Origin of the sequence: Scytonema sp. PCC 10023 (assembly GCF_963920835.1) — a bacterium.
In the GTDB taxonomy this organism is placed as follows: Bacteria; Cyanobacteriota; Cyanobacteriia; order Cyanobacteriales; family Nostocaceae; genus Kalymmatonema.
The window spans coordinates 19,242-40,689 of sequence record NZ_CAWUDP010000047.1; the positions used below are offsets into that span (position 1 = coordinate 19,242).

Below are 21,448 nucleotides of genomic sequence, written 5' to 3' on the forward strand. Positions count from 1 at the left end.
CCCCATGATATGCGGTCTTACTTTGCCCAACAGCCACGCCAGATGAGTATTTTTGTTGCTCCTTTAGCTTAGTGAACTACCCAACACCGACCCTATCGGGTACGGTGTGGGCTTCTGACTTCATTGACCGTTGCCCCTTGCCCTTACGGGTAGGTGGTCTTACACAGCCTCCATCAGCAATAACGGGATTCCCTCCGCCCTTCGGGTTCGCAGTCGCCTGCGGAGGGAAACCCTCCTGCAGCGCTGTCTCACCATTGTTTTGCAATATCCTTAATCCTTCTTTCCTGATGTTCAATGCTGCATTACCATCGCGATCATGACTCGTAAAGCACGATGGACAGTCCCATTCACGAATATCAAGCGTTAACTCATCAACAATGTGACCGCAGCATGAACAGGTTTTGGAGCTAGGGAAAAATCTTCCTATTTCTACAAGTTGACCATCCTTGGCTTTTAACTTGTAGTCCAGGAAATTAACGAACATTCCCCAGCCCACGTCGGATATCGACTTTGATAGCTTGCGGTTCCGTACCATTCCCTTGACGTGGAGATTCTCCACAACAATGATTTGGCTGTGATCAACCAGTTTCCTACTGAGTTTATGTAGGAAGTCCTGACGGGAATTTGATACTCGTTCGTGAACCTTCGCTACGAGTTTTCTGTATTTGTTTCTTGAATTGCTTCCTTTAACCTTACGAGCAAATTTTTTCTGCTTCCGTGCTAGATTCTTTTCATGGCGCTTTAAGTGTTTTGGGTTTGAATGTTTGGTAACTTCATTGCCATCATGAATAATAGCAAAGTCTTTCAATCCCAAATCAATGCCCAGTATTTTGTCACCAGATACAAGACCCGCTTCACCATCAACTTCACAAAGTAGAGACGCAAAGTATTTATCTGTAGGTGTTTTACTGATAGTAACTGTCTTGATTTTTCCTTCAATTAGTCTATGAAAAACTGCTTTAACAACACCAATCTTAGGAACCTCCAAGCAATCACCCACAATCTTAACGTTCTGAGGATATTGGATTGATTGCTTGTGATGCTTTGACTTGAACCTAGGGAACTTAGCACGACCCTCAAAAAAGTTAGCATAAGCCTTGTTTAAATTGATTGCTACACATTGTAAAACAGCAGAATAACAATCCTCTTTCAACCAAGGGTACTCGACCTTTAATTGTGGGAGGTAAGCCTTGTAAACGCTTAACTTTAACGACTTTCCTGTTTCTGAATAGTGTTGGATACAAGCATTAAGGGCATAATTCCAATACCACCTTGCACAACCAAAAGACTTGGCTAGAGCTATTTCTTGTTCACTTGTTGGGTATAGTCTGACCTTAACTGCCTTCAACACTTTAATCACCTCCGACGCATTGTCCCCTAATTTTTTGCCAGCCCTATTACTCCGAGTAGCCGTCTTGGAACACAGATAAACATTACAAGGTGTCGCATCCTGCTAGAAAAATTGGCAGCCTTATTACAACGAGTACCCGACTTGGAAGACAGATCAATCAAACAAAGGCTGCCAATTTTTTGTCGCTTAGTCCCTCGGCATGGCAAAAAATTTCGTGTCAGACCCCCGCCTTGTTATAGCTATGATAACATTACGAGGAAGCAACGAGGAAACAATATGAAGGATAAATATATCAGAGTTAGGACATCTGAAAGAAGATTAAATAAACTTCGCTTATATGCAGCTTTAACAGAAAAGACAATGACTCAAGTAATTGATGAGATGATTGACTCGTTAAAAATTCCGGAGATTGACAAAAACGAGGGTACCCCTCTCCCGCGTTAACCGACGGTCAACATAGGTCGGGGGTACACCTCGTTTTTGTCCGGCTATTCATCCCACACCTCCCTGCGGGTAGGATGTGGGGCTTCTAGCCGTTTAAGCTAAATTTATGGTCTACTCTATTGAAAACTGCTGTAAATATTTGGCAACATTGCTCAACACTCCACCAGTTTTCCACTTTTTGAAGATATCTTCTTTCCTAGAAGCAGTTAAGTAACTTAACTGTGATTCAACAACTTAACCTCAACATACTCTTTAACCAATTGAGTGTTGCACATTTGAAATGATTTAGAAATAATTAAATAGCTAATTTTTTTTGATTGTGCAATACTTATTTCTTCTTTTGAGGTTAGGAAGATAATGGGTAAAATACGAAAAAAAGGAAAAATTTTCTGACAGTATAAACTACACAATTCTCAAAGAAATATAACAGTCAATCTCGACTGTACGACCTAGCTTGTTGATTTCCAAGCCTTGGATTGCGACCTGTCCATTCTTGCAATGCCCAAAGGCTAGTCAAGGCTGCTAATCCCGCTCCCAAGCTGTCCATCACCAAGTCCATAATGGTATCATCTAAACTTCCAATCACTTCAGTAGAGAGAATTTTGCCAGCAGACCATTCGGTCACTTCCCATAAAGCACCAATAGCAATCCCAAAACTGGCGATTGTGAGTAAATACAAAATTTTATGATGGCGAAAGATATCCAGCATTGAGCCGTAAACTAAAAAACTCAGTGCTAGAGCAATTGCAAAACTAGTAAAGGCGTGAACAATTTCGTCATACGGTCCTGGCGTATAAAATAAACCCCACACCCAACCCAAAGCATTCAGCAACGCCGCAAGGACAAACAGGAAATCAAACAAGGCGGGTAACTTATCATCGCGGATGACAAACGCAAAAGATATAATTAAGAAAAATGTCAGCGACAAGGCATTTTGCCAATTACCTTGAAATGCTGCAACTACTACGAAAAATGTTAGTATAGCCTCCCCCATCCACGCAATAACTCGATATCCTTTCCAATTTATACTTTTCATAAGTTCAGAAATATTACAAACACGAAACTATTAATTGTAAACGCTCTTTTTCTGGTTAATCCCAATTGTTAATAGCACTGTTGCAGTCTAAAGCTTTAATGATTGTATAATACCGTTCTTGTAAATCTTTGCGGTCTTGTTCTTGTGAGAGTGCCTCACAGCTATCTTGCAAAATCATCTCAGCATGATGTTGGAGGGCTGCACAGTATTTGTTATTATTTGTGTAGGTGGCAATAGTAGCTATGGCATCTAACAAATGATTAACTACTGCTGCATCCGACTTTCCATAGCGCCGAATTTGGTTAAAGGCACGGTCAACCAATTCTGGAAAAGTGGGTCCTTGGGCAATGACACGCAGTTTGTTATTTTTATCGTAGCGGTAGGGCGAAGGAAAATCTCTTTGAACTAAATGGCATAGTCCAGCGTTGAGTCGGTCAATACAGCGAGTTGCCGTAAATGGGTCATTTATCCCCGGAGAGAGGGCACGCATGGCAATTTCTACTAATTGATCAATTGGAAACTCTATATCTTGTTGCTCATTACGTTCTCTGCCCAGAATAAAGGCATCATTGATTTGTTTGACAAGTTTTGCATTCACTCGTTGCTCAGGAAAAACCATAACTAAATCGCTGCCTTTAACCACAAATTTTCCCGGTCGAGTCGCTAAGCGCACTAGCAGATTATACTTGCAAGCAATATTTATTAGTTCTTCGTCATCAATTGCTTGCAAATAACCTGTGCCACTAGCTCGAATTGGGCAAGCTTCTTCCTCAAAAGAAACTGGAATGGACGACGTAACGTCCTGTTCTGGTTTACCACGTCCAATTTTTTGTGGGAAAAGCCGCTCGATGACGCTATCTAAATCTGTACTAACGTTCTGAATTACGTACGATGCCTGAATGATGGTTGAAGCATGATGGATAAAATAAATCAATACACCAATGCTGATAATTGCAAGTAAAGTGCCGCCTGTAACCGAAAGCTGCGGTACAAACAGACTGTATCCATCTCCCTCTCCATGAATAGTCCGAAGTACGAGCAAGCAGTAGATAAACGTACCAATGAAGGTGCCAAGGACAATTTGATTGCCAGTATCCTGCATAAAATTACGCAGTAGCCGGGGACCAAAACTGGAAGCAGCAAGCTGAAGCGCTACAATTGTAATTGAAAAGGCTGTAGCGCAAACGCTCACCATCGAACCTGCAACAGCTCCCAGTAGCGATCGCGCTCCATCCGCTCCACCAGTGTAGCTCCACCAATAATTAATTTCGGCTTTGCCTGTGCGGTCAAGCGTTAGCATTGTGAACGCCAGAGCGATCGCTGCTACTGCCATCAATGTTGGTATAAACCAATAGCTAGAGTGGAGTTCATCCCAGAGCTTGCCCAACTTGACGTTTTTCATGAGTGGTCGTTATGAGGTTGAGAATCTATCTTGCCATTGCCATCCCGTTGCGCCCGGATTTGGGCTAGCTTTCTGAGCGAACCGCTAATACTGCGCGGTTTAGGAACTTCGCCTTTACCAGCCGGCCAGCCTTCTCGTTGACGAGAGCGATCGCCATCTGTTTCCTCTGTCTGATCATGAAACAGAATTTGCTGTGTCGGGAAGGGCAAGTCAATACCATTTTCAACTAGCTTTTTCTTAATTGCAGAAATGACCTTGTCCCGCGAGTCAAGAGCATCCGCCCGTCGTGGCGGTTTGATCCACCATCGGGCGCGGATGTTGACGGTACTTTCGGCAAGTTCCATCACCAGTGCCTCAGGAGCTGGGTCTTGCAATACACTGTCTACGCTGTGGATTGCTTGCAGCATCAACTGCTTTGCTTGGTCGATGTCATCGCCGTAGCCGATGCCAACATCATATTCTAGACGGCGGCTCTCAAAGGCGGTGTTTACTGTGACAGAATTAGTGAACAACTCAGAGTTGGGAATCACAATTCGACGACCATCATACGTTCTAATTGTCGTCGCTCTTGTTTGGATATTTTCTACCGTTCCCTCAAAGTCTTTAAAAACAATTTGGTCATCAATTTGGAATGGCTCAGTGAGGAGGATTAAAATGCCAGCTAAGAAGTTTTGCAGAATATCACGAAAAGCAAAACCAATTGCCACACCGCTAATTCCTAGCAATTGTACCAAATCGCCTGCTTTAAATGAGGGAATTACAATTGACAGGGCGATAAACAAACCAATCAAAATTGTCACACCCTGTGCTAACCGTCCCAATACCAATCCCAAATTTCTAGCCTGGCGGTGCTTCCGAGTCAACCGCTTGACCAGTCCTTTAATTTTCCCAGCAACAAAGAAAAAGAAGGCAAAGACAATTAACGCCAAAACAATATTCGGTAGCAGAACCATGAAACCGTTAATCATGTTCTCAACCTTGTTCCAAGCTGCAGATATTTCTGTGTTCATTAACCTTCCTCGTTTATCAGTCGTTAGTAAAAAGTAGTAAGGTTCAATTCCTTTGTTAACTGTTGATTAGTGTTATCAAAGAAAAATAGCTCTTTTGCAAAAAATCAATTAATAATAGACTCATTCAGGTAAATTTATACATATATAACTTTTTTGCTTATTGAGATTGCACTTGATGGCAACGATAGGGAGCAAAAGCCAGTTTACTCATATTTAGGTGTAGTAAAATGATTGCAATTATGAATTCTCAATGCTCTGAATTTTGACGCAACAATACCTGCATCTCAGCCCGTAATGCCGCAATCTCAGCATGAAGCGCTTCAATCGATTTTGCTCCTGCTAACTCGGCTTTGTCATCATCTGCATCACGACCAATAAAGAACGTTGCAAGGGTAGCAGTGACGTAGCCAAACACCGCAAACGCATACAGCGCCAAAAGAAAGCAAAGCACCCGACCTTCAGGAGTTTTGGGCCAATACTCAGAACCCATTGTCGTTATTAGCATTGCCGTCCACCATAAGGCGGTGCCATAGTTGTTCAAGCTACCATCAGCAACCTCGTTTTCAAATGCATACATCCCCGCTGCTCCTACTAGAGTAACAATCGCCGTCAACGCCACCACGTAACTAAAACCCCGACGGTTAACACTCGCTCCCAAAGCCCGCATTCCTCTATTGGTACGAGTCATGACCCCCAGCAGCCGTAGTCCTCGAACAGCCCGTGCTGTTCGTAATGCCCTTACCAGCAGCAGAATCCGAAAAGTACGTAGAGCTGGCAACATGAGAGAGAAAGCCGTTAGCCAGTTGCTTTTGATATAGGAAAGTTTACGGGGAGCAACCGCTACTTTAAGCAGAAAATCCAAAATAAAAATAATCCAGATGGTAGTGTTAACAGCTTGCAGCAGAGGATTTAGCCCCCAGATGAGCTCGATGATGAATAACAAAAGCCACGCAAAGCCCAATACTACCATTGGGGTTTCTAACCAATCTTCTAGCTGTTGCAATACTTCACTGCGCTCTCGTTCCAGGTCTTGTTTTTCGCTCAAGTTCGGGTTACTCATAAATTGCATTTATGGTTTGTTAGCAGGGGTTTCAAGCACGTTGACATCTACTAGGGGTGTTACGTTGAAGCCCTGTTTCAATAAATGAGTTTGAATTGCTTGGGTCAGGCGATCGCGAATTTCCTCACTAGACTCAGTAACTTCCGGTAGGCGCTGGACATAAACTACACTCAACAAGGTGTTTTGTCCTTCAATATTGGCTCGTGTGAAGCGAACATTCGACTCAACTAATTGTGCAAAACCGACTTGCTTCACAGCCTTCTGGACTTCAGCATTGGCACGTTGGGCGCGGCTGGAGCGTTCTAGATTGGGAGAATTAGAAAACTGCCAGGTCAAAAGACCTGCGAGTGCTATTACGGTCATCACCAAGGCTGAACGAAATACCGATTTTTTCCCACGCTGATAACGGGTTCCTTGAGTAGATAGCCCGTACAGTCGGAACAAGAGGGAAGCGGAAAAATTGATGCCGCATAGTTGCAGCAACAGCAGGAACAGCCCAGATATTACCATGTCCCACCTGCCGAGGGCACTTGCCATACCTACAATTCCCGCAGGTGGAGCCAGAGAAGCGGCAACTAACATTCCGGTTGCTGCCCCGGATACCAAACTACTTCGCTCTGATTGAACCAAATTAAGCGCCCCTGCTGCTCCGGCTGCCAACGGTAAAAGCACTGCCACAGTTGAAACCTGGCTGCTTTCTAGCATTAAACTAGTTGGAATTTCTTGTCGCAGTATCAGACTAAGTAACCAAGCAGTTGCAATTGTGACTGCTAAAGCCGTAAAGTAACGCAAAAGACTGCGCCCGAGGAGTTGGCGATCGCCGCGTGCGGTGGCAATTGCAGTATTCATTGCCGGACCTGCAAACGGTGCAATCAACATTGCAGCCACCAGCAGATAAGCTGTATTGGTATACAAGCCAATCCAGACCACGAAGCCTGCGACTGCTGCATAAGCAAGAAAGCCCCGCCAAGAACCAACACTTTGCAAACCAGAGAGAAAAATCTCAATAGGGCTGCGTTCCTCCACATTCACTACCTGCTGCGGTGCTTCTGACGCAGGTGGTTGCAAAGCCATCACGCCAGTTGGTATAAGCGTGATATGTACTTTAGGCAGGTCTTGTAACTGCTCCAAAAACCCCTCAACCTCTCGATTAGAAACATGAACAATTACCACGTCAATCGCTTCATCACTACCCTTGGCTGCAAGTTGTGCAAGGTTTGCGCCATTGTGAGAATTAGCGATGTCGAGAACTGCTTTGCCATGCCCTTGTGGCACCTGGATAATTAACTGACGCATACACCCTCCTGCCGCTAACAATCTCGCATTTTGAGGCGATGGCTCTCCCCCCAAGGAAATATTTTGGTGAAGTACCCATACTTAGCTTCGCTTGAAGTATGGGCTAAGCGCTAAGGCGCACGCTTCGCGAACGCGTCTCAACCGCCATTGCTCTGTTGGGTACATCCATTGCTGAATGTTCGTCACTAAAGACGATCCAAGTCTTACACAGCGTCTCTGGTATTGCTAGCTTTATCTCCCCGTGGAGAACCCGCGCAGCCGCCCGCCTCCCGCAGGCAGTGAATTCTTTTTTCGTACATTCCTGTATGGCTTATCTTTTACCGCAGAGCGTAATCGTGCGAACCAGTGACCGGAATCTTTCCCCCTTTCTCACGCTCTTAGACGAGGGTTCGCATACTACTGCTACTGTGACCGTTTGTTATGAGCCGTGTGGGTGGGTAGCAACCAATTACACTATACCACTTGAATTAGACAGATTCCGGACAAAATCAAGAAATATTTGGCGATTATTCAGACATCCCGCTTCCTCACTCACTCACTCACAGTCAGTCTAGTTCGGGGATGCCCTCATCACCGCCCGCTCCCTATCCCCACCCTATGAGTACATTGAGGGTGGGGACTTCCGCGACCCGTTAAAAGTTGTAGCCAACTCCTATCATCAGCCCAACATCCGTTTCGTCTAGAAAAGCTGCATTGACAGATCCTGTTGCCGTAAATCGAGAACCTAAAGGCACATCTACACCACCAGTTAGCAGTAAACCAACATCAGCGTCGTCGCTAGTTTCAATCGCTACGCCAGCACCTACGTAAGGAGCTATAGTAAACGTTTGTTCTCCAAGGGGATTTGCTGACTGTTGGGAAAAGTCAAAGGTTATAGGAACCAGAACAACGGGATCGTCCCCAATCACTGCTGATGGTCGCGCTGATATGCTGCGTGTTAGCCCAAGTTTGCTGAAAACCGCAAAGTTCCCTTCGCTTAAAGCTGAATCACCGCCCAAACCAATGTTGCCACCAACCCCGATATAGCTTCTGCCACCACGAGTTCTTCTACCAATATCAACACCATTGGTATTCACTCCACCATTTTGCGGTTGCTGACTAAGCTTAACGTCAGGTGGTATGAGGACTTGGTTAATCGCATGGATAACACCGTTACTTGCTTGGATGTTTGGCTGAATGACTTGTGCATTGTTTACTGCAACTTGATTAGTCGCAGCAGCGATTTGAATATCAACAGGTCTACCTTCAAAAGTTTTGAGTTCTCCAGCCGCCAGTTCACTAGCAGTGAGTTGACCAGGAATGACATGATATCTCAAAATCCTAATCAAGGTTTCTCTATTCTCTGGTTGCTGCAACTGCTGTAGAGTTTCTTGAGGCAAAGCAGCAAACGCCTGGTCTGTGGGAGCAAAAACTGTATAGGAACCTGGTTGTTGGAGAATATCTGCTAAACCTGCTGTCTTCAATAAAGAAGTCAGAGTTGTAAAGGAATTACTAGAGGCAGCAAGGGAAACAATGTCGTTGGAAGTTTGAGTGCCGCCAGTGTTTCTACCGACAATATATTGAGTAGCCGCAACATTGTTTGCAAGGGGTGGCAGTTGTTGCTGCCGGACTAAGGCTTGATACAAATGTGCCGCAGCTTCTGCACGAGTTAGAGGCGCTAAGGGGTTAAGTTGTCTGACATCTGGATAGTTGACAACAATATTAGCTTGTGTTGCTGCTGCCACTTCATTGATGGCGTAGTTCGGGATAGCATTCACATCTGTATAATAGGTACTGATATTACTTGATGCAGTACGGTCAGCATTCAAACCTAAACCATTTGTTAAAGCAACAATTGCCTGCACCTTGCCAATTTGCTGATTGGGTAGGAACAAGTTCCCAGGATAGCCTGCCATAAATCCGGTTTCGTAAGCTTCCTGGATTGCAGAAGCTGCCCAGTAGTCACCAGGAACATCTTTAAATCCACCTGCGCCTAACTGCCGAACAGAGGTTTGGTTAAAAGCTTTTTGAATCATTGCGGCAAATTCAGCACGATCAACAGGTTGATTCGGTCTAAAAGTGCCATCAGGAAAGCCAGTAATTACGTTTCTTTCAGCTAAAGCTTGAATAAATGGACGCGCCCAGTAATCAGCGCCAACATCAGAAAAGGTAGTGGCTGTCGTTGTGTTTGGAGTTTGACCTGGAGTTGTCGTTGGAACAGGAACTTGAGCTGAAGCGGTCTCGGAAATCATCAGAGGAGTGACTGTAGCACTTGCTACTCCAAGGGCTAGCAATACGGAGTTTGCTGATGACCAACGAAATAAACTACACATGAAAATATCCTCCTGGAAAAAGTAGGGTAATCTTTTACATATGACTAAAAAAGTATGAAGTGTGAAGTATGAAGTATGAAGTGTGCAAAGTGTATTTGTTTTTCACTTTTTATCCTTCATTTTTCATCCCTGTTACTGACATCGATTGATTCTGTCAAGAAATTTTCTTAGAGATAAATAACGGGAGCATCCCAATTTTGCAAAAACATAATTGTCATTCTGAGCGAAACGAAGTGGAGCGAAGAATCGCAGTATCTCGTTAATTTTAAAGATGCTTCATTCCGCTTCACTCCATTCAGCATGACAATAAATTTACACATTTGGGATACTCCCTAAATAACTCTATTGAGAAATTAAGTCACAAGATATATTCAGTCAATAGTTGCAGCTGAATGTATGACCAAACTTGTTTTAGATTTAGATTAAATCTAAATAGTGGAAAAGTCGTGGAGGACTCAGCTATAATCCTCCCCTTCTAACCCAGTTTCCAGTTTTTGATATTTTTCTTGCTTAGATAGAAGATTTTTATCTGAAGATGGATGTCACTAATAAAGTGTTGTGTTTGAAATAAAAAAAATAAAATTATTTCATTTAAAAGCGAGAATTGATAGGCATATTCGGAAGTGCTTCAGGATTTCAAAGCGTTTATTAAGCATTGATAGTTTTTGTTTTCTTCAGTGATACGTTAGCTATACCTTTAGGTATAGCTACATTCAATCTCAAGTAGGATTTTGGCAGATAATAGGAATTTCTCCACGAGATTTCCACTATTTTTTAACCACTATTGAATGATTAGAAAAATAGGAGGCATTGATAATGACTCGGTTGCTTCAGTTAGCATCAGCAGGTGTATCTTTACTAACTTTAAATTTGACAGTGCTTGCAGTTGGAGCGTTGGAAAGTTATGCTCAACCTTCTGTGACTACCTTTAGTGATGTGAAATCTAACTACTGGGCACAGCCATTTATTCGGGGTTTGGCTGCAAGAAATATTGTGACTGGATATCCTGATGGTACATTCCGACCAGAACAGCCAGTAGACCGGGATGAGTTCGCAGCAATCATTCGCAAGGCTTTTGACCAACCGCCAATTCGCCAAGTAGAAAGTGGTGCTGTATATAAAGACATTCCTGCTGGCTATTGGGCTACTCGTCCCATTGAGTCAGCGTATCAACAAGGATTTATGGCGGGTTATCCTGGTGGTTACTTTCGTCCCAATCAACCCGTTTCCAAGGTTGAGGCAATAGTTGCTTTGAGCAGAGGTTTGGATCTAACTACTGGTACACCAGCGGTTACTGTACCCACAGTCACCCAGAGAACTGTCGCCCAACAACCCAAACCAAAAGCCGCAAAAAGACGTATATTCTTGCCGCTTGCAATGACTAGTTTGATGCAGCCTTTATTAATACCAAAAGCCCAGGCTGCACCTCCTACTGCTGTGACTCCTTCAACAACTGATAAACAGGCTGTGAATCTTAATCGTCCTGCATCATTTATTATCACCAACACTTACGCAGATGCCAATAAGATTCCGCAATATGCGGTTGGAGATGTAGCAGCAGCAACCAAAGCAAATATAGTGGTCAACTATCCAAATTCAAAAGTTCTTAATCCAAGGAAATCTGCTTCTCGTGGGGAGATTGCAGCTTTAATTTATCAAACATTAGTTGCCCAGGGAAAAATAGAACCACTTGCTGACAATTCACCCGCCAATCAGTATGTTGTTCGCGCTGCTAGCAGTAACCAAAATGCTCAATAATGGTGGTTAAGTAACTTGGTGAGCATTTTAAACACTAGTTAAACAGTGACCAGTAAACCTGGCAACTCGCAAGCTTGCGAGTTTTGTAGACAACTGGATCAGTTGGGAGGATCGAAACGATTGACTAAGGCGGATACTGCAATCATGGGTAAGCCCACAAGCACACAAAACAACCATTGATTCAAGTTCAGTGGTGCAGTGGAAAATAAGTTATTCATTAAGTTCCACTGACTGAAAATTACTTGCAAAATTATAGTGCAAACAATTCCAATGACAATCGCTGGGGCATCGCTAATCGTCTGTCTGATGCCACGGAGTTTATCGATAACAGCACTTCCTAATTGACTAATACTTAAAAGATAAAAAATTCTCCCTGCGACTAAAGCCTGGATTGCCATTGTGCGCGCTAAATCGATATTTCCTGTAGTTTGTCGCATCCATTCAAAGACACCAAAAATTAAAATCCAGTTAAAGGCAGAAATTGCCAAGATGCGCTGTACTAAACTTTTGGAGAGCAAGGGTTGATTGGGTTTACGTGGAGGTTGTCGCATCACCCCAAGAGACTTCGGCTCAAAGGCTAATGGTACAGTCATGGCGATAGAATTCACCATATTTAGCCACAGAACTTGTAAAGACAAAATTGGTAAGTCTCTAGCAAGCAATACACTAATCAAAATCGTCATCGATTCGCCACCATTTACTGGGAGAATGAAGGCGATCGCCTTAAGTAAATTCCGATAAACCGTTCGCCCTTCCTCCACCGCAGCTTCTATCGAGGCGAAGTTATCATCTGTCAAAATCATATCCGAGGCTTCTTTCGCCACTTCAGTTCCAGCACCCCCCATTGCAATACCAATATCCGCTTGTCTGAGGGCGGGTGCATCGTTAACACCATCCCCCGTCATAGCAACGACTTCGCCTTTAGACTGTAGTGCTTCAACGATACGGAGTTTCTGTTCTGGTGCGACACGGGCAAACACAACCCCATCTTCTATTGCTGTGGCAAGTTCTTGTTTCTCCATTTGAGCAAGTTCACGCCCTGTGAAGGCAAGAACTTCGCCATTTTGATTAAAGCCCATTTGAGAAGCAATGGCAGCTGCTGTCACAGCATGATCGCCCGTAATCATTTTTACCTGAATCCCAGCTTCTTGACAGGCTTCCACAGCTTTTATTGCTTCTTTTCGGGGCGGATCAATCATCCCTTGCAGCCCTAAGAAAATCAAATCCTGTTCGATGTCTGCATGATCCAGCGTGTCTTGAGTCTCTGACACAGATTTCTTCGCAAAAGCTAGCACCCGTAAACCAAGATTCGCCATTGCATCAACTTCCTGATGCACAGTTTCTGCTTCCACAGGGCTAAGGTTTCCCTCAGCATCCAACCGAAGCTGACAACGATTGAGAATAGCCTCTACCGAACCCTTAACGTAGATAGTTTTGTGTCTAGTGTCACTTGCTAATGACAAAGTTTCATGCAAAGTTGCCATGTACTGAAACTCAGACTCAAATGGAATGACATCCAGCCTGGGCATTTCCTCTTCTAAGCCGCTACGGGTTAGTAAAACTTTATTGGCAACAGTTATCAACGCTCCCTCTGTTGGATCGCCAACAACTAGCCATTGCTCATCTTTTTTTTCCAAGTGCGAATCATTACATAACAATCCAGCTTTGAGACATTCCTTAAGGGCAGGAGAATTATTCCAATTCACTGGCTTTTCATCTAGCAAAATTTCTCCCTGTGGAGCATAGCCCACACCAGTAACTGTATAATATTTATCACCTGCATAAATTGCTTGTACCGTCATTTGGTTTTCAGTTAGGGTGCCAGTTTTATCAGAGCAGATAACTGTAGCACCGCCGAGGGTTTCCACCGCTGGTAACTTGCGAACAATTGCGTGACGGCGTGCCATCCGGGAAACACCTATCGCCAACGTGACTGTAACTACAGCTGGTAATCCTTCAGGAATGGCACTGACAGCAAAGGCGACGGCAGCTTCAAACATTTCTCCCCAAGAGTAGCCATATCCTAGCCCGACTGCAAACAGAAGCGCCGCTATCCCCAAAATGATGTACAGCAAAGTGCGGCTAAATTTGTCGAATTTGCGGGTTAATGGGGTTTTCAGGCTGGTTCCTTGCTCTATAAGTTGGGATATGCGCCCAGTTTCTGTTCCCTCTCCAATAGCAACAACAATACCCCTGCCAGTGCCAAACGTCACAAAGCTACCAGCATAAGCCATGTTGGTGCGTTCTGCTAATGGTGCATCTGGGTTAAGCGATCGCGTGTTTTTTTCAATGGCGATAGATTCCCCAGTTAGGGCTGATTCATTGACTTGCAGATTTCGTACTTGCACAAGACGCAAATCGGCTGGTACCTTGTCTCCAGACGTGAGAAGCACCACATCCCCCGGTACTAACTCGGTGGAAGGAACTTGCATCTTTTTAGCGTCGCGGAGGATAGTTGCGTTTGTTTGAACTGAGGAAGCTAAGGCTGCGATCGCACTTTCAGCTTTAGATTCTTGAACAAAACCAATAATAGCGTTAATCAGAGTGACACCCCAAATCACCCAAGCATTCACCCACTGCCCTAGCAACGCCTTGATTGCACCTGCTATCAGCAAGATATACAGCAGCGGTTGGTTAAATTGCAAGAAAAACCGCACCAACGGACTTTTTCCAGGTTTACTCTTGAGTTCGTTAGAACCAAAACGCTCCCGTCTTTTTGTCACAAGAGCAGCGGTTAAACCTGTGTCTAAATTTGTGTCTAAACGCCGAGCAACTTCCTGCTCAGCCAGATTATGCCATTGATGTTCTGACAATTCATTTGTAAGTGATGCTGTCATGTTGTTCGCTCCAATAAAATTCCCTGACAGGGCAAACTAACAATTAAGGCGTTGTTAACAACGCGGGATAATTTGAATTTTGGTTGGGGTACAGCTGTGTGTACGTCCTCGGTCATATAGAGCAGAAATGCAGGTTAGTCCCTACAATGAAACTAAATAAGGTCAATAGCGTTTCTATTTGATTAGCGAGTGCCTTATTCCTCTGTGGCTCTCAAGTATTTCTTGACAGAGGAATAGGCTCTACATCTAGCTGGCCAAAGGCTCACCTTGAACAACTAAAACTGAACAAGGAGCATGGTGAACGACATGATTGCTGATGCTACCCAATAAAACTTCTGTTAGTCCTTTATAGCCTCTACGACCAATCACAATTAAATCCGCCTTCCAACTTTGTGCTAAATTGCAAATACATTTCCCTGCTTCCCCTGCCCGGTAGTTGGCTTCTGCCGAAATTCCTTGGTCTTTCGCCTTTTGTTGGTATATCTGTAGTAATCCTTGGGCTTGTTGTGTTTTCACCTCTAATTCTGTTAGGTACGTGAGTTTTGCTGCTATCTCAATGCCGTGGAATAACATTAAGCTAGCTGACTCTTTTTTAGCTAACTCTAAAGCTTGCTCAAACACCACTTGTGCTTGAGGTGATGCGTCAACAGCAACCAAAATTTTTCTAAAACTCACTATAACCTCCAAAGTTCAATCACCACGTTTATAATTATTATTTTCCTGCAAACTGCCTCCAATATGGCAAAGGCTGCTGAGAACGCGGGATAAGTTTAGTTTTTGTAGAGGCACGCCTATGTATGCGTCCTCACTCTTATAGGGTAGGTAAGCAAGTCTGCTCCTATACTGGTTGTACAGTATCGTGAAATAATATACATCTAGTTTGAGAGACAAATGTGATTAGAAAGTGACAACAATTTAGTCATTTCATTTCACAGAGTTTCTAGCAAACGAGAATCGGTACAATAACGAATAATTTTTCTGGATAAAATTGACACCTTTGATGATTCAATATACACCAGGCTTATAACTGTTATTGATTGTATGATAATTATTTTCTTGAAAGTGATAAATTGAAAATAGAGCAATAGTCAAGAATGATTCAATTTAAGAGAGTTTTTACAAAGAAGCATTATGCCATTTGTCCAAAACATCTTTAAATAAAACTTCTTCTAACCAAGTTTTAGCAATCACAGCCAATGGTATCGCCATTAATAACCCCAAGGCTCCAAAAAAAGTGGCAAAAAATATTTGTGCAGTTAGGGTGACAGCGGGTAATAACGCTACCTGTTTTGCCATGATGGTAGGAGTTAACCAATAACTCTCAATATTCTGAATAACGATATACAGAATTAAAACGACTCCAGCTTTCCAAGGTTGATCTAGCAGAGCGATCGCCATTGGAAATACTACACTCAAAGTCGGTCCAATATTGGGAATAAAATTGAGTAAGCCTGCCAAAACAGCATGGGCTAATGCCAGTGGCACTTGCAAAATCCACAAACCAATTCCACTTAAAGCAGCAATAAAAACCATTTCAATCAAAGCCCCTACTGTCCAACTTCCCAAAGCAGTTGCACAGCGCGAAAGAATTTCGTCAACTCGTTTGCGGTAAAACGAGGGAAATAATCGTATAAATGATTTGCGATAGGGCTGAGGGTCTGCCAACAGCATAAGTGTTAATATTACCACAAATAAAAATTCTAAAGAAGCGGTAATAGAAGTCGTTAATAAGTTAACAGACCTCTCAAATAACTGCATTGCGAAAGGTTGGATTTGTTGAACTAAGTTATTAATGTTGGGTAAATCTAGGTACTCTCCTCCAAAGCGGTTTTCTAGATAATTTATCCAATCTTGAATCCGTGATATACCTGTAGGTAGAAGTGCTATAAGATCTCGAAACTGAGCCGTAAAAGGAGGTACTATCAGCCAGAAAAAGCCAATGAAAAATGCTAGTAATATAAAGATACTTAGCAAAACAGCCCAAGAACGCTTGATGCGTAATTTTTGTAATTGTAGAACCAATTGATTTAAAGCGGTTGCTAAGACTACCGCCGTAAACAAAAGCAAAATCAGTTGTTTAATCTGCCAAAGGATATATACAGAAGCGATCAAGGCTAGTAAGCCAACCCATTGACCAAGTTTCACATGTGTTCGACTCCGATTGGTAAGGCGAGCGATACGCCGGCGTCTGTGCTTTGCGCAATCGCTCCTGGATACTGATGTCTTGAGTATGAGCAACAATTGTGAATAAAAAGTGACAGCAACCAGCTTTCTTTCAAAACTAGTTTGGTGCAAACTTCCTCTTCATTACAACTGGAAAACACTGGACAACCTTATGAAAAATCTACTCGTTAGACCAGCGAATTTTTGCAAACAAATTAGTTTTGCTTATTACCGTAAATCCTAGAAAAGCGAATACTTTTTTTATTTAGGGGATGATAGTCGCGGCAATTGATTGCTTCTTTTGTTAGAACAGTGGAAGGGTGTACCGTACATTTGAGATAATTGTTGTTTGAAAAAAAACGACATTTTTGACAAGGAAGTTTATGTAAACTATTTAGCCTATGAACTTGATGTGTATGAACTTGACGTGAGAGCTTTCGCTTATGAAAAATAACGAGTCCAGCCATTGCTAGAAAGAAAATAGGAGCCAAAAGCACTGCTGGATCGAAGGGTATTGCCCCATTGAAATGTTCTACACTTAGTTGTTCCCCATCCAAATTTTCTGCTCTCAAGCTTGTTCTAACCAAGTTTGTCTCGCTTAGACTGGAAAGAAGAGAATTCCTTTCCTCGGTTACATATTGTCTCAAAATTCGATTAATATGCATATCATTTACCTCTTGCTTCAAAGTCATTTATCAGTGCCGTGTTGTTAAATGTAAGACACTAGCACTGTCAGGGTAAAATCAGAACTAAAGCTCCTCAACTGATTGTTAAACAATCATAAATTTTTCATCTACATCCAATGTGCGAAACAAATGTGAATAGAAAGTGACAGCAACGCAGCAATTCTATTCAACAGAGGTTTCAGCATATCAAAAGAGGATACGAGGACTCCGGGACAAGGAGACACGAAGGTTTTTCCTCTTATCCCACCATCTCCCTGTCCTCCCTCTCCCCCTATTGTGTTGACTTCTCATTGGTTGGCGTTTGCTCAAGTTGGACTCTTGCTCATCGCTGTCACTTTTTAATCACATTTATTTTTAACGTTAGAAATAACGAAATAGAAATCCTTTCTATTTCAAAACGTCAACTGTTTAATCTGAAAAAAAGTACCTATCTGCTTACGTAAATTTACTCGGTTAGAGGTGAGTATGGATTGGCAGGAGATTTTTCATTGGCTCTACATTGCAGGTATGGCGCTTGGTGCTACTCACTTTATGTCGCTCAGTAGAAATCCTCGTGGTGTTCCTAAATACGAGTATCTGATTGCTACCTTAATACCTATCTGGTCAGGATTAGCTTACTTGTCGATGGTATTACCACAAGGTGATTTAGAGCAGGGAAAGATTGCAGTCGCTGGTCAGATTACCCATTTCGCTCGCTACATTGACTGGATTGTGACCACACCGTTGTTACTGTTGGCACTGTCCTTGACCGCAATGCATTATCTTGCCAAAAAAGACTGGATATTAATCGCTTCCCTGATGGGTACACAGGTGATTGTGATTGCCAGTGGCTTAGTTGCTGACCTATCCACAGTGCCTTGGGTAAGATATCTGTGGTACATCAATGGTGTCGTTCCCTTTTTGATTATTCTATGGGGAATTTGGGGACCCTTACGCGCTAAAACGAGAAGTCAAGGGCGGCAACTATCAGAACTTTATGACAAGCTGTGCACCTACTTTACAACGTTTTGGATTTGCTATCCCATTGTTTGGATCATTGGTCCAAGTGGCTTTGGTTGGATTAACCAAACAACTGATACCCTCCTGTTCTGTTTGCTTCCTTTCTTCTCGAAGGTAGGTTTCAGCTTTCTAGATTTACATGGCTTACGCAGTTTGCATGATACTAGGGAGCAAACAACTGCTGAAGTTACTGGCAGTACTTTCAGTATCTTGGCAAGCAGAGTTATTCCTTGGAGGCAACGGCGAAAACCATCAGAAAGAAAAGTGCGATATTTACCAGGAGATTTTCAATGAATCAGTCAATTGGATGTAAAGCTTGGGCAATTGCTGAAGGATACATCCCCGCCTACAGCAACGGTCCAGAACCTCAGTTCACCAGTCATGAAACTGTATGCATTCTCAATGCTGGCGACTCTGATGCCCATGTGGAAATTACGATTTTTTACAGTGACAAGGAACCTGTTGGTCCCTACCGACTGACAGTTCCTGCCCGACGTACAAAGCATATCCGTTTCAACAACCTGACAGAACCGGAACCGATCCCTCATGATACTGATTTTGCTAGCGTGATTACATCGGACGTGCCTATTGTAGTGCAACATACCCGACTGGACTCACGGCAGGCGGAAAACTCTCTCCTCAGTACTATTGCTTACGCCAGCAATTAAATAGAGGAACGTAGAAATAGATGAAGATCCAACGGGCGGTTCGAGAACAGAGGATTGACTTACCTGCTTTTGATTTGAGGCACAAGTGTCAACCCCAATTACAAGGGATAATTTGGGCTTTTGGGGCTGCATTCGCACTCCTGGTAACGGGGTGTGACCGAGTGATTTCATATTTGCCACCCAAGCCCAGAATTGAGATACCATTACGCAAACCTCCTACGCCCCCAGTTCCTGCCCAAACCTCCGAAAGCGCCGAAATTGAGGCAGCAGTCCGACAACGCGTCAACCAAGTGCGTCAACAAAACGGTCTGAGACCTTTGCAAGACAATGAAACACTAGCGCAGCTTGCCCGGAACTACAGTTGGCAGATGGCTGAAAAAAACTTCTTCAGCCACACCGGGGCAGATGGCAGTACCGCTAATCAACGAGTACGTGTTGGGAGAGTCCCCTTTTGGGTTGTGGGTGAGAATTTGTTCAAAAGTCCGACGAATATTTCGCAACCAGGAAATGTAGCGGTGGAGAGTTGGTTGAAAAGTCCAGAATATCGGGAGAATATTCTGCGTCCCGTTTTCACACAAACGGGTGTGGGAGTTTGGCGAGCTGGCGATACCTACTACATTACACAGTTGTATTTACGACCTTAATAGACCTCTTCCAAAAAGAGGGTGAGATGTGCTCTCCAACTTTGAGCAGATAAGCAAAAAATGATTCCTTGGAAACTTTAACTATGCCAAGACTCAGGGAACGCAAAGAAATCCGATCTTATTCCCCTGGGGGAGACTATTTGCTGATTGCACGCTGATTTTGTTCGAGCCGCAAATCCAAAACTTGCAAGCAGAGCATGATAACAACGGCAACAATCTTCAGCAGTGGATATTCTCAAACCTTACAAATAGAAAATGGCTCACGAATGCTTATGCAATTTGGGCAGTAACAATTTTACCGCTCATTGTCTTTTTTATAGTGCGTGACCCGGTAGAAATTCTTTCCTGGGGCGGTATAGTCACCGTCATCCACAACCCTGTTGTTGTATTTTTGACTCTTTTCGTCAATCGGCAGCAACTTCCTAAAACCATGCAACCTGGCTTATTCTCGTTTATCTTCATGATTGTGTCGGGGATTTTCTTTACGGGGTTTGCGATTCTCTATTTCTTTGATTTGTTTGGAATGAAGTTTTAAGGCGTCCTTATTTAAATCCCCTAAATTTATTTATGCGATGCCCAAGCTGAGTTCTGCATTCTGACAACTGAATTCTTCTTAATCTGAGTGATGCCTTGGAGAAAGTTCAGGCAATCTTCCAGATATCGAGCAGTTATCAGCTTTTTCAATTGCGATAACTTGAACGCTGTAAAAGTCCTGTAAACTTTGGTTTTCATAGTGCTATTCCTTTGAACCTATAATCAAATTCTCGTTTTTAATTGCTACTATACCTAATTTTTAGTTATTATAAATAACGTCTAAGCGTCATTTAATTGTAGTTTTTGAGAGGTTTTTTTACTCATATTTTTTAAAGAGTTTTTGTTACTTCAGATAGAGTAAAATCGTCTCGACTAATTGATATTCTATAAACAGGTAAAAGGACGCACTTATTCAGTTTTGCTTGAAGAGGAAGTCTAATTTTCGCTTGATGACGAAAACAGGCAGAGTTATACCAATTGTCTATGAAGTTGAGCTTAATTCGACCCCCCTGTAGTCCCCCCTTGGTAAGGGGGGACGCCAAAGGCGGGGGTAATTATTAAGCGCCTTGTTACAGAGAATTAGTATTACTGATTGGATTTTCAGTGCGCTTAACAAAAGATGTTGTTAATGGAGGAAACTTATGAATATTCTTGCTTGGATCATCTTAGGTGTGATTGCAGGTGCGATCGCGAAAATGATTTATCCCGGGCATCAGGGGGGCAGTATTCTGGGAACACTGATCCTAGGAATTGTTGGTGCCTTCATTGGTGGAAGCGTGTACACCTTGCTGACCACAGGAACGTTAGCCTTGACCTCAGCAGGATTGAGCATCGGGGGCATTATCGTCTCGGTTATTGGAGCCATGATTGGTCTGTGGCTTTACTACACGTTTACCCGCAGAGCCTACTAAACTAATAGCCTCTGTTGAGAGGCTGATAGATACGTCTTGAAGCATAGAACAGGTAAAGCTGCCACTTAGCAGAGGCTTTTTGATATACACCCAAATTGAATCAGCAAGAGGTGAAGACAGTCACTAAAGTATTAGAACAGCGATGGGCAGAACTGAGAAAAGAATCAAGATACACTTCGATAAATTAGCACACATCATTGTGCAGGGAATCCTATTATTCTCTCTTCTGATTGCTCCCGTTACGATTGCGATGACATCATCAATTCCCGTCGCTGCTCAGGATGAACGAGTCACCGAACCTAATTTCTTGCCATAGGAGATACCCGAAGGGTAAGAA

Annotated in this window: 18 protein-coding genes; 7 read left to right on the forward strand and 11 right to left on the reverse strand. The window is 43.2% G+C overall.

Annotated features, from left to right (window positions below):
- Positions 1–76 precede the first annotated feature (76 nt).
- The 7 genes from ACM0OZ_RS26000 to ACM0OZ_RS26030 all read right to left on the reverse strand — a co-directional run bounded on the left by ACM0OZ_RS26000 (position 77) and on the right by ACM0OZ_RS26030 (position 9,911).
- Positions 77–1,351 carry an RNA-guided endonuclease InsQ/TnpB family protein gene (locus ACM0OZ_RS26000; RefSeq protein ID WP_414585713.1) on the reverse strand — a complete coding sequence of 425 codons (1,275 nt, stop codon included), beginning with the start codon at positions 1,349–1,351 and terminating at the stop codon, positions 77–79.
- Positions 1,352–2,225: 874 nt separating this feature from the next.
- The gene (locus tag ACM0OZ_RS26005; RefSeq protein ID WP_414585714.1) at positions 2,226–2,831 is read right to left on the reverse strand and encodes a hypothetical protein; all 606 of its coding nucleotides are present in this window, start codon (positions 2,829–2,831) and stop codon (positions 2,226–2,228) included.
- A 55-nt stretch (positions 2,832–2,886) separates the two neighbouring features.
- Positions 2,887–4,233, reverse strand: coding sequence for a DUF2254 domain-containing protein (locus tag ACM0OZ_RS26010; protein WP_414585715.1), 1,347 nt, complete (start codon positions 4,231–4,233; stop codon positions 2,887–2,889).
- Complete coding sequence (locus ACM0OZ_RS26015; RefSeq protein ID WP_414585716.1) at positions 4,230–5,243, reverse strand: mechanosensitive ion channel family protein; 1,014 nt, start codon at positions 5,241–5,243, stop codon at positions 4,230–4,232. The genes ACM0OZ_RS26010 and ACM0OZ_RS26015 overlap by 4 nt, the downstream gene beginning before the upstream one ends.
- 247 nt (positions 5,244–5,490) lie before the next feature.
- Positions 5,491–6,303, reverse strand: a complete 813-nt coding sequence (locus tag ACM0OZ_RS26020) for an ion transporter (RefSeq protein ID WP_414585717.1) — start codon at positions 6,301–6,303, stop codon at positions 5,491–5,493.
- 9 nt (positions 6,304–6,312) lie between these two features.
- Positions 6,313–7,599, reverse strand: a complete 1,287-nt coding sequence (locus tag ACM0OZ_RS26025) for a DUF389 domain-containing protein (protein WP_414585718.1) — start codon at positions 7,597–7,599, stop codon at positions 6,313–6,315.
- 632 nt (positions 7,600–8,231) lie between these two features.
- Entirely contained in the window at positions 8,232–9,911 is a 1,680-nt protein-coding gene (locus ACM0OZ_RS26030) for a fasciclin domain-containing protein (protein WP_414585719.1), read from the reverse strand.
- Positions 9,912–10,727: 816 nt separating this feature from the next.
- Here ACM0OZ_RS26030 and ACM0OZ_RS26035 point away from each other — a divergent pair.
- Positions 10,728–11,669, forward strand: a complete 942-nt coding sequence (locus tag ACM0OZ_RS26035) for an S-layer homology domain-containing protein (protein WP_414585720.1) — start codon at positions 10,728–10,730, stop codon at positions 11,667–11,669.
- Positions 11,670–11,767: 98 nt separating this feature from the next.
- Here ACM0OZ_RS26035 and ACM0OZ_RS26040 read toward each other — a convergent pair whose 3' ends face one another.
- From ACM0OZ_RS26040 to ACM0OZ_RS26050, 3 genes are all read right to left on the reverse strand, one after another.
- Positions 11,768–14,506, reverse strand: coding sequence for a cation-translocating P-type ATPase (locus ACM0OZ_RS26040; RefSeq protein WP_414585721.1), 2,739 nt, complete (start codon positions 14,504–14,506; stop codon positions 11,768–11,770).
- A gap of 246 nt (positions 14,507–14,752) precedes the next feature.
- Positions 14,753–15,181: a universal stress protein gene (locus ACM0OZ_RS26045; RefSeq protein WP_414585722.1), complete on the reverse strand. Its 429-nt coding sequence runs from the start codon at positions 15,179–15,181 to the stop codon at positions 14,753–14,755.
- A gap of 441 nt (positions 15,182–15,622) precedes the next feature.
- Complete coding sequence (locus ACM0OZ_RS26050; protein ID WP_414585723.1) at positions 15,623–16,651, reverse strand: AI-2E family transporter; 1,029 nt, start codon at positions 16,649–16,651, stop codon at positions 15,623–15,625.
- A gap of 1,169 nt (positions 16,652–17,820) precedes the next feature.
- Between ACM0OZ_RS26050 and ACM0OZ_RS26055 the strand changes: the two genes are divergently transcribed.
- The 4 genes from ACM0OZ_RS26055 (at position 17,821) to ACM0OZ_RS26070 (ending at position 20,201) form a co-directional block, all read left to right on the forward strand.
- Positions 17,821–18,648 carry a bacteriorhodopsin gene (locus ACM0OZ_RS26055; protein WP_414585724.1) on the forward strand — a complete coding sequence of 276 codons (828 nt, stop codon included), beginning with the start codon at positions 17,821–17,823 and terminating at the stop codon, positions 18,646–18,648.
- Positions 18,645–19,022 carry a sensory rhodopsin transducer gene (locus ACM0OZ_RS26060; protein WP_414585725.1) on the forward strand — a complete coding sequence of 126 codons (378 nt, stop codon included), beginning with the start codon at positions 18,645–18,647 and terminating at the stop codon, positions 19,020–19,022. Before ACM0OZ_RS26055 ends, ACM0OZ_RS26060 begins: the two co-directional genes overlap by 4 nt.
- A 20-nt stretch (positions 19,023–19,042) precedes the next feature.
- Positions 19,043–19,666 (forward strand): CAP domain-containing protein, encoded by a 624-nt coding sequence (locus tag ACM0OZ_RS26065; protein WP_414585726.1) that lies wholly within the window; start codon positions 19,043–19,045, stop codon positions 19,664–19,666.
- 160 nt (positions 19,667–19,826) lie between these two features.
- Complete coding sequence (locus ACM0OZ_RS26070) at positions 19,827–20,201, forward strand: hypothetical protein (RefSeq protein ID WP_414585727.1); 375 nt, start codon at positions 19,827–19,829, stop codon at positions 20,199–20,201.
- Positions 20,202–20,227: 26 nt separating this feature from the next.
- On the opposite strand, the gene ACM0OZ_RS26075 is transcribed toward ACM0OZ_RS26070, so the two are convergent.
- Positions 20,228–20,398: a hypothetical protein gene (locus ACM0OZ_RS26075; RefSeq protein WP_414585728.1), complete on the reverse strand. Its 171-nt coding sequence runs from the start codon at positions 20,396–20,398 to the stop codon at positions 20,228–20,230.
- A 443-nt stretch (positions 20,399–20,841) separates the two neighbouring features.
- Here ACM0OZ_RS26075 and ACM0OZ_RS26080 point away from each other — a divergent pair, with 443 nt between their 5' ends.
- Positions 20,842–21,111: a GlsB/YeaQ/YmgE family stress response membrane protein gene (locus ACM0OZ_RS26080; protein ID WP_096562046.1), complete on the forward strand. Its 270-nt coding sequence runs from the start codon at positions 20,842–20,844 to the stop codon at positions 21,109–21,111.
- A gap of 142 nt (positions 21,112–21,253) precedes the next feature.
- Positions 21,254–21,427, forward strand: coding sequence for a hypothetical protein (locus ACM0OZ_RS26085; RefSeq protein WP_414585729.1), 174 nt, complete (start codon positions 21,254–21,256; stop codon positions 21,425–21,427).
- Positions 21,428–21,448: the final 21 nt, after the last annotated feature.